At 54.3% G+C, this 7,665-nt stretch carries 9 protein-coding genes; 4 read left to right on the top strand and 5 right to left on the bottom strand.

Going from position 1 to position 7,665, the window contains the following annotated elements:
• Nucleotides 1–62: 62 nt before the first annotated feature.
• Nucleotides 63–323, bottom strand: a complete 261-nt coding sequence (locus NCG91_RS27735; protein WP_251352072.1) for a hypothetical protein — start codon at nucleotides 321–323, stop codon at nucleotides 63–65.
• Nucleotides 324–1,127: 804 nt separating this feature from the next.
• Between NCG91_RS27735 and NCG91_RS27730 the strand changes: the two genes are divergently transcribed.
• A complete protein-coding gene (locus NCG91_RS27730) occupies nucleotides 1,128–1,784 on the top strand; it encodes a hypothetical protein (RefSeq protein ID WP_251352070.1) in 657 nt (218 codons plus the stop codon).
• Nucleotides 1,785–2,110: 326 nt separating this feature from the next.
• On the opposite strand, the gene NCG91_RS27725 is transcribed toward NCG91_RS27730, so the two are convergent.
• Nucleotides 2,111–2,410: a HigA family addiction module antitoxin gene (locus tag NCG91_RS27725; RefSeq protein ID WP_251352068.1), complete on the bottom strand. Its 300-nt coding sequence runs from the start codon at nucleotides 2,408–2,410 to the stop codon at nucleotides 2,111–2,113.
• 270 nt (nucleotides 2,411–2,680) lie between these two features.
• Here NCG91_RS27725 and NCG91_RS27720 point away from each other — a divergent pair, with 270 nt between their 5' ends.
• The 3 genes from NCG91_RS27720 to NCG91_RS27710 all read left to right on the top strand — a co-directional run bounded on the left by NCG91_RS27720 (nucleotide 2,681) and on the right by NCG91_RS27710 (nucleotide 4,191).
• Complete coding sequence (locus NCG91_RS27720) at nucleotides 2,681–3,007, top strand: type II toxin-antitoxin system RelE/ParE family toxin (RefSeq protein WP_251352066.1); 327 nt, start codon at nucleotides 2,681–2,683, stop codon at nucleotides 3,005–3,007.
• A gap of 230 nt (nucleotides 3,008–3,237) precedes the next feature.
• Complete coding sequence (locus tag NCG91_RS27715; RefSeq protein WP_251352064.1) at nucleotides 3,238–3,882, top strand: AAA family ATPase; 645 nt, start codon at nucleotides 3,238–3,240, stop codon at nucleotides 3,880–3,882.
• Nucleotides 3,883–3,933: 51 nt separating this feature from the next.
• Nucleotides 3,934–4,191 (top strand): BrnA antitoxin family protein, encoded by a 258-nt coding sequence (locus NCG91_RS27710; RefSeq protein WP_251352062.1) that lies wholly within the window; start codon nucleotides 3,934–3,936, stop codon nucleotides 4,189–4,191.
• Nucleotides 4,192–4,561: 370 nt separating this feature from the next.
• Here the strand turns inward: NCG91_RS27710 and NCG91_RS27705 are convergent, their stop codons facing one another.
• From NCG91_RS27705 to NCG91_RS27695, 3 genes are all read right to left on the bottom strand, one after another.
• Nucleotides 4,562–5,185 (bottom strand): hypothetical protein, encoded by a 624-nt coding sequence (locus tag NCG91_RS27705; RefSeq protein ID WP_251352060.1) that lies wholly within the window; start codon nucleotides 5,183–5,185, stop codon nucleotides 4,562–4,564.
• A 1,194-nt stretch (nucleotides 5,186–6,379) separates the two neighbouring features.
• Nucleotides 6,380–7,438: a replication initiator protein A gene (locus NCG91_RS27700; RefSeq protein WP_251352058.1), complete on the bottom strand. Its 1,059-nt coding sequence runs from the start codon at nucleotides 7,436–7,438 to the stop codon at nucleotides 6,380–6,382.
• Nucleotides 7,435–7,665 (bottom strand): hypothetical protein (locus tag NCG91_RS27695; RefSeq protein ID WP_251352056.1); only part of this gene is annotated, 231 nt, incomplete at its 5' end. The genes NCG91_RS27700 and NCG91_RS27695, both read right to left, overlap by 4 nt.

The raw sequence follows: 7,665 nt of genomic DNA, 5'->3' as shown, positions 1-7,665 counted from the left end.
CATCCTAAGCCTCCAGCCGCCACCCAGCTCCACCGGGCGCGGGATAACTTCATAGCTGTACTTCATGCTGGAGCCTTCCGATTTTTCGCTACGGTCTGATGCACGATGTCCAGCGCGTGCTGTACCACTTCCTTGCGGGTGGCCATATCCCATTGCTCCATCAATTCGGCAAGCTGGCCGGCCTGGGGCGGGTCGAGGAAAAAATCCAACCTGGTGGCGCCGGCCGCTGCTCGGCTCTGCCGGCTTTGGCGGCTGCGCTCGGTGGGCGGCAGCTGCTCGCCCGAACCGGCTGGCCGGCCGGCTCGGCGTTTCTGTTCGTCCATGATTTTCAATCCTAAAAGTGCTGCCGAATGTAGGCACTCTACCCGACATAGTGACCGGTCACAAGAATTATTTGTCCGTTTGACATAAAACCCGTTCCGCGCTGTCGATGGCAACAACATATTTTTGCAGCCGGGTGCAAAAACGGTGGTGAGCGTTCTTGGGGTTCAAGGTGCAACGGAACGGAGAAACCAAACGAGCTGAGTCGGACATCGTCCACTTCGTGGAAGAGGCGCCCATCCCGATGGTCGTACACGCTGTTGAGGAAGCGTCCCGGCAAAGCGGCATCCCGAACGCAACCACGATACCTCGCACAGAATCCAGACTCGCGCTCAACTCAAGACTAATCCTCGCCAGCTACAAATCAGAATCCTGCAAATCTGCCAACAAACTCACAACCGAAATGACGCTGTTGCGGTGCAACTTTAGTGCAAAGTCAGTGCAAAGTCACAACACCCAAGCCCTAACAGTCAAGGACAGGATGCCGGATGTATATCGCTCCGCTCCATACATCCAGAATTTTGACCGCTAGGTCGCTCCGCGCCCGTCGCAGTCAACTCAGGGCTTCACCCCGAGACCCGTAACCCAGGCGATGCGCCAGAAACTAACCTAACCGGCACGGTCAATCTCATCTCGACTACAGGCCAACACTTACCCGCCATCAGTAAAAATCTGTACACAGCGCTTGACGACAAGACAAAGAAGAATTACGATGAGCTATATCGCATTACGATATAATTCATCGAATTGCGATGATCATAGAACGCAATTCATTATAGAAAATTTGTTAATTTTTAGAGATTATTATGGCTACCAAATTAGGAGTAAATACCCTCGAATCTGTCACGCTCCGCCTTGATCTGGAGAAGTATCGTGAATTCGAGATCGCAATGGGGCTGGCCAATCTGGGTTCGGCCGAGGCCATTCGTCAAACGATAGAAAGCACCATGAATAAATTTAACCAAATCGACCTGACAGGTTTGGTAATCAAGGACGAATTTACGCCGAAGATGGTCAGCGTCAAGGGCGATGCCTTTCCAGAGTTGGTCGGCCACTTGAGCCTCACCGTTACAGCACCAAATGGTTTGGGCCAAGATCGCTTGAACGAATTGGTTTTCGTGCTACCAGAATTTTTTACCGATAAGAGTGAGCCCTACCGCGTTGATAATGCTTACTACCAACGCATCGCTGTCGAAAACAAGTTCATCACGAGCAAGAAGGCGCGCCCGAGAAACGTCTTGAGTTTTCGTCTCGTTAAGGGTAAATGGTCCGGCAGTCTCTTCAACTACTCAGACACTAGCACTGAGGACATCTTGTTTGCAGTAACTGACGCGATGAAAAAACACATCATCGCAACTATCAAATGCGAGTTGATCGACTTGCTACCTTTGAGCCGCCACTTGACGCCTTCGGAAGTAGAACACCTTAACGCAATTCATCTGGGCCCAGTGGCATCGAATTAACGTCAGCGTAAGCCAGTGCCGTCTTACCGCTCAATTCCATTGGATTTAACACAAGCATGCGTATCCTGCCCTCATCCTAAAAATCTCGTGCTTTTAGAAAATTTAATATATTTCAATGATTTTCTAAAGCACGTTCAGAACATGTCCAGAGCACGTTTAAACAAACCCAAAGCACGTCCAGAGCACGTCTAAACACATCTAAAGCACGTCCAGAGCAAGGTTAGGCTATTCAATTGAGCACGGTAGTGCGAAATTGCAGGAGTGAATGTAGCTACATTCACATATCCTGCCCGCTACTTCCCCGTTCTTTTCCACTGGCTTGCCCATCAGGCCGCTAGGTGTTCTTTTTCTTCAAGATTCAAGCGCTGGAATTCGACACCTTCAAATTGCTTGTTTGCAGCCTTCAAACTATGCTGACTTTGCATTTCCATCCATGCTTTTGCCGACAGATCAAAGACGCGAGAAAGTCTTACCGCCATCGGCGCCGTTAGGTCGGCTTCTCCGTTGAGTAGGCGGGATACAGACGATTTGTCCACCTGCAGATGCTTGGCCAACGTCGCTTGCGTGAGCCCCATAGGCTCCACGTAAGCCATGGACAGGTATTCACCCGGATGCATTGTGATCATGATAACTCCTTGTTGTTTGTTGCGCAACGCGCAACATATATAGGCAAAAAAATTTCCACTTGACAAATGTGTATGTTTGTACTATAATGCGCACAACACGTTACCAAAAACGATAAAGCTACTAGGGATAGTGATACTTTAACCGTTTTTGATTAACGTGTCAACCGGTTTGTATATCGGTTGTATATCGGTTTGGTTGATCGTCGCTAAGCGGTTTGGTTAGCGGTCGGCAACTAGGCCATCTAACGTTGTTCAAAATAGGGATTAAGCATGATTAAAGAAAAAGGGGCATTTCTCCACAAGGGCCTTGAGCTCTTGTGGAATTCAGAGGGTGAGAACCATAGCGGTATCCAACCTAACCAGAAGAAGGTTGTGATGACTAACTTGATTCATCTTAGCGTGGCTCGAAGCGTGGACGATGCCCAAGCGGGCTGGGGCAAGCTCAAACGGGTCAAACTTTTGAGTGGTCAGACGGACCGCTACAGCATGGAAATCAATGGTAACGACCGGTTGACGTTCACGTGTGATGCATCGGGGATGGTCAGCAAGATTGACCTCGAAGATTATCACCGTTCTGGCGGGGCTAAGAAGCGATAGTTAGTGAGGGGGCGCAGCTGCTGGCTACGCCCCTTTTTTTCGCTTAACTATTGGCGCCGACGCGGAATTGCCCCAGCGCTCCGACTTTGACCGAACCCAGCCATCTTACCGAAAGCGGCGACAGGTACCGCCCTGGTTCTACGTTTGCCGTACTACGCTACATTTAGAGCGCCAATTTGAATATTCATTGAATATAATATGAGATTCATTGAACATCAATTGGACAGCAAATGGATGGCAAGATCATCACTGTAGGTTCGACCAAGGGTGGGGTCGGCAAAACGACACTGGCGCTAAACATTGCCATCGCGCGCGCGATGGCCGGACGCGACGTCTGGCTGATCGACGCCGACCGCCAAGGCACCGCGTCGACCGCGCTGGCGATCCGCGGCGAGGCCGGCAAGCTGCCGGCGATCGCCACCGCTCACTACGCCGACGGCGGCCAGCTGCGCACCCAGCTGCAGCACCAGCGCGGCAAGTTCCAGGACATCGTGATCGATGCCGGCGGCCGCGACAGCACCGCGCTGCGCGCCGCCCTGGTGCTGTCCGACCTGGTGCTAGTGCCGTTCCAGCCTCGCTCGATCGACGTATGGGCGGTGGCCGACATCGCCGCCCTGATAGAGGAGGCGCGCGCGGTGCGCGACGGGCTGCAGGCACTGGGCGTGCTGAACATGGCCGACACCGCCGGCAGCGACAACGAGGACGCCGCCGCCGCGCTAGCAGACTACCCCGCTATCCGCTACCTTGCGACGCCGATCCGGCGCCGCAAGAGCATCGCCAACGCGGCCGGAAACGGCCTGTCGGTGCTGGAGCAGACCCCGCGCGACGACAAGGCCATCGCCGAGCTGAATGCGCTGCTGCAGGCAATTTATTGAATATTCTTAGAATATTCTTTTAATACTCAAAAGATATTGAAAGACGCTCAAATGGGAATCACCAAAAAACCGGGCGGCGCACCGCCGGCGGCAGCTCTAGCCAAGTTCATCGAAGCGGCGCCGGACGGCGCCAAGCCGGCCAAGTCTCCGGACGACGACAGCGTGCAGATTACGCTGCGCCTGAGCCGCGAGCAACTGGAGCGCCTGACCCAGGTGGCCAAGCGCCAGGGAATCCCGCGCGCCAGCTACATCAAGCGCTCGGTGTTCATCCAGCTGGAAGCTGATGAACAGACTAAATCCTCGTCATAGAGACCGTACCAGAAGACGTCTTACACGGCCTGGTGTCAACTGCCCCATCTACACCAGGTGCTCCTTGTTGGCACTGATGCAAAATTGATCTAGGCTACTAATTTGAACTGCCTCACTCTTGGCCTACTGCCGGATACCCGCCGCGATGATTCAGCAAGGCTTGCCATCAAGCGGTTGCGAAGCTAGTCTATGGGACTGGACAGGGTAAATCCCTGTCCAGTGGGTCAAACGTGCCTACCACACCCCCGCCCGGCCTCGGCCTCGACAACTGAGCCGGACGGGGGTTTTCTATTTTCGACACCTAGCGGGCAGGCCCGCGCCAAGTGCCGATTACTCTTCTCCTCTTGTACATTTCTCGCCTCCCTGTTAATTAAGCTGTTTTGGTTTTGGCTTTTTTTGCCGCTTCAATTTGTTTCGCTACGGCGGCGTCCGCTGCCTCCTGGGCTTCCCGTTGGAGCTTCCAGTAATCGCGGATGGCCTCCAGCTCGGCATGCGCCCCGACCTCGATGACGCGATCAAGGAACCGCGCATATAGCCCGTCTTGCATCATGCCCACCGTGCGCATCCGTTCCATTGCGGCGTTGGGATTCAGAAGCAGGACGTAATGAAACTCTCCGGACGGGCCTTTCTTCGTCTGGATGAAGTAGAGGTCGCGAAGCTTCTTCATCCGACGCCGCCAGGTGTCCACCGCGCGCTCACCGTCGAAACCCGCTTCGCTTGCGAAGGTCGCCGGATGCTCGATGGTGATGAGCGGATGGTCGGGGGAGCGAGCCCATAGACAAAACAGGGTATGTCCGCCAGGTTGCCCCTTCGACTGCGCGTCAATCGCCTGCATGGCAAGCGGGAGCGTCCGTGGGAGGGTCGTATAACCGTCGTTTGTCCTGCGACGCCATACCCACGCTGACGGCACATCCGGAAAGTGGATGTTCATTTGCTGCTGCGCCCGCTCAGCCATGTTCATCCGCTTTTTCTTTGCTTGCACTCCGTTTGCCATCTTGTTCTTTCTATTTGCCTGTTGATGCACAGTTTGCCCCAGCGGCCACCTCTGTGGCAACCCGTCTTTGAGCGCATGATTTCGGCTACACTCAGCCACCTTATTGGCATAATAGCATAGTAGAGATTGCACTATACAAACAATATTCAACTATTTAAAATTGCATGATTACGCAGATTTTTTTTCTCCAAGTACTTGATTATAAATAGGTTTTTAAAGCTAGTGCGGTGCTCGCCGTTATCCTGTGCTCGCCGTTATCCTTGTGCTCACCGTGCTCATGGGATTCTTAAGGGTGCCAGGCGGCACCCTGGGCGGTCGAAAAACCTCCGTTGAAAGCACGTTTTGACTTGGTCGCGGACGGGGACGGGGGATTGTTAGCGTTGACGCAGAATTGATCCAAGCTACTGATTTGAACTGCCCCTCACTTGGGTTTCACTTTCGTTGCACCTTAGACCCGAATCAAAAAGTCCTAAAACGCCTCACAGGCGATTTTTATAGAACAGGATAGGGAAAGGGACTAGCCGGCCGGGAAAAGAGTCCCAGCGCTCGCCTAGGTGGCTTGCTGGCCCTGTTCTTGGCGTGATTCGGCCAGCGTTCGCATGCCGTTGGCTTTAAACTTTAGCCAAAGCAGGCGCATTTCGCTTTCTGCAAAACCTTACTGACGTGGCATACCAGCTGCACAGCCATCACGCCATGTAGCGAGCCGCCGGCTTGCCGGCGGTGAGGCGGTAGGAGCCGGCCCGGTAGGGCTTGGCCGCTTGCGGCCAACTCCGTAGCCCGCCGAAAGCATGGCGTGAGTTGTTAGCGGTGTTGTACCGTGGGGTTGTGTTGATACGCACCCGTGGGTGCGTTCCTAGCCCGCTTGCGGGCTGTTGATTGCTTAGGAGGGGAGCCGGCTTGTCCGGGGAACCTCGCGCAGCGGGGTGCCCGGCCGTAGGCCGCGTTTCTGCGTTAAAGATTTTAAAAGAGTTAAAAAACGCGCGCGTTGTTAAGACTGTGGATATCGTGCTGGAAGCCGCGCCAGCATGGGCTCTCTGAAATCGAGGCGTCATTAATATAACGATATGACCGTCATTGATGTAACGATACTATCCACAGGAAAGCGTCATTGATGTAACGATACTATCCACAGCCGTCACCGATATAACGAAGCTGTAAATTTCCCTCGACATTATTCATATAACGATGATCTGGTCATCGGAATCTTTCTGGCAAATTGCTTTTTCCTGATGCTATCGCGGCAACTAACTTTTTGGCATCTCTGATGTAGAACGTCACTTGGTCTTTCTCCAGGGAATAGAGCATGCGGTACTCGGGCAGAGTGTCGGCATTCTGGATTTTCTGCACTTGGCTTCGGAAGGCTCGGATATGGCTGTGTGCACTGCATTTTTCACGCAGCAACTCTAGTCCGATAGTCCAAGAAGCTTGATTACCGCAATGCTTGCGTGCTAGTTCGTACAGACGGCGCTCAAGCGGCTTGCGCAGGCGAAAATAGTTGCGGTGGATCGTCAGCACTTCGTGGGCCTGGACAGCGTTAAACAGCCACTTCGATAGCGTGACCTCGACAGCAATCATGCGCTCGTTATCCGGCGATTTCTCCACGATGGTCCAACTGTCGATCAGACCAAAACCCTCCTTCACCCGCGTGCCGCCAGTCTTGATATCCGTTTTGATCGAAGTGCCGCGCAAGCGTTCTAGCGTGGCCTCAAGGCGCTGGTACTCCTTGCCGCCGGTTGGTTTGTTGGTCGTCACTAGGTAGTCATACACCACGAAACGGACGGTTCTGTTTTTGGCGTCTTGCCGATCGCAGTTGAGGGCTTCCGTCATCTGCGAAATGACATAGATCAACACGTCCTTATCGAACATCGTTGCGCGCCCCATCACGCTAGGCGTGACCGTTAAGGCTCGGTTGCCATCCTGGCTCTCCCAATGCCAAACGGTCAGGTCCGGCCTAGTGGATAGTGTAAAAATCGGGGCTTCCATGCTCGCGCCGTCGTCCTTCATGGCGTAATCGAACATATCGCACAGGAAGAAATCGCGCTCCACATGCCGCACTGGCAAGAGTTTGGCGCGCTTGCCGGCGACCTTGGCCACGTCCGTGGCCGGCGGCTGCTCGATGTCGGCCGGCAGCGTCGACGCTACTAGCTCCGCATCGCCAAAAAGGTCCGTCTGGCCATGTGCTACGCTCGCCGCCAGGGCGGCGTCGGCGCGGGCCTGGATATTAGCCATTGCCTGAGACTTGTTCACGCTCATACGCTCTCCCTGGAATCAAGCCAGTCATAAGCGGTTTCTTCCGCGTCGGCGTGCGCCTCGGCCAGCTGGTACGCTGCCCACGCGTCAGCAGGTACGCCCGACTTAGCCACGGCCAGCCAATGGCCACGCTCTGACTCGCTGCAGTCGTTCCACCAGGTCACGCCGGCTTGCGGATCGTCCAGGACGATAGGGAACACGCCTCCGCCGACTTCTTCGCCGTTCTCAAG

The organism is Janthinobacterium kumbetense (assembly GCF_023703445.1).
Lineage (GTDB): Bacteria > Pseudomonadota > Gammaproteobacteria > Burkholderiales > Burkholderiaceae_D > Janthinobacterium > Janthinobacterium kumbetense.
Note: the sequence above shows the minus strand (reverse complement) of the source record. Positions and strands in the feature narration are given on the sequence as shown.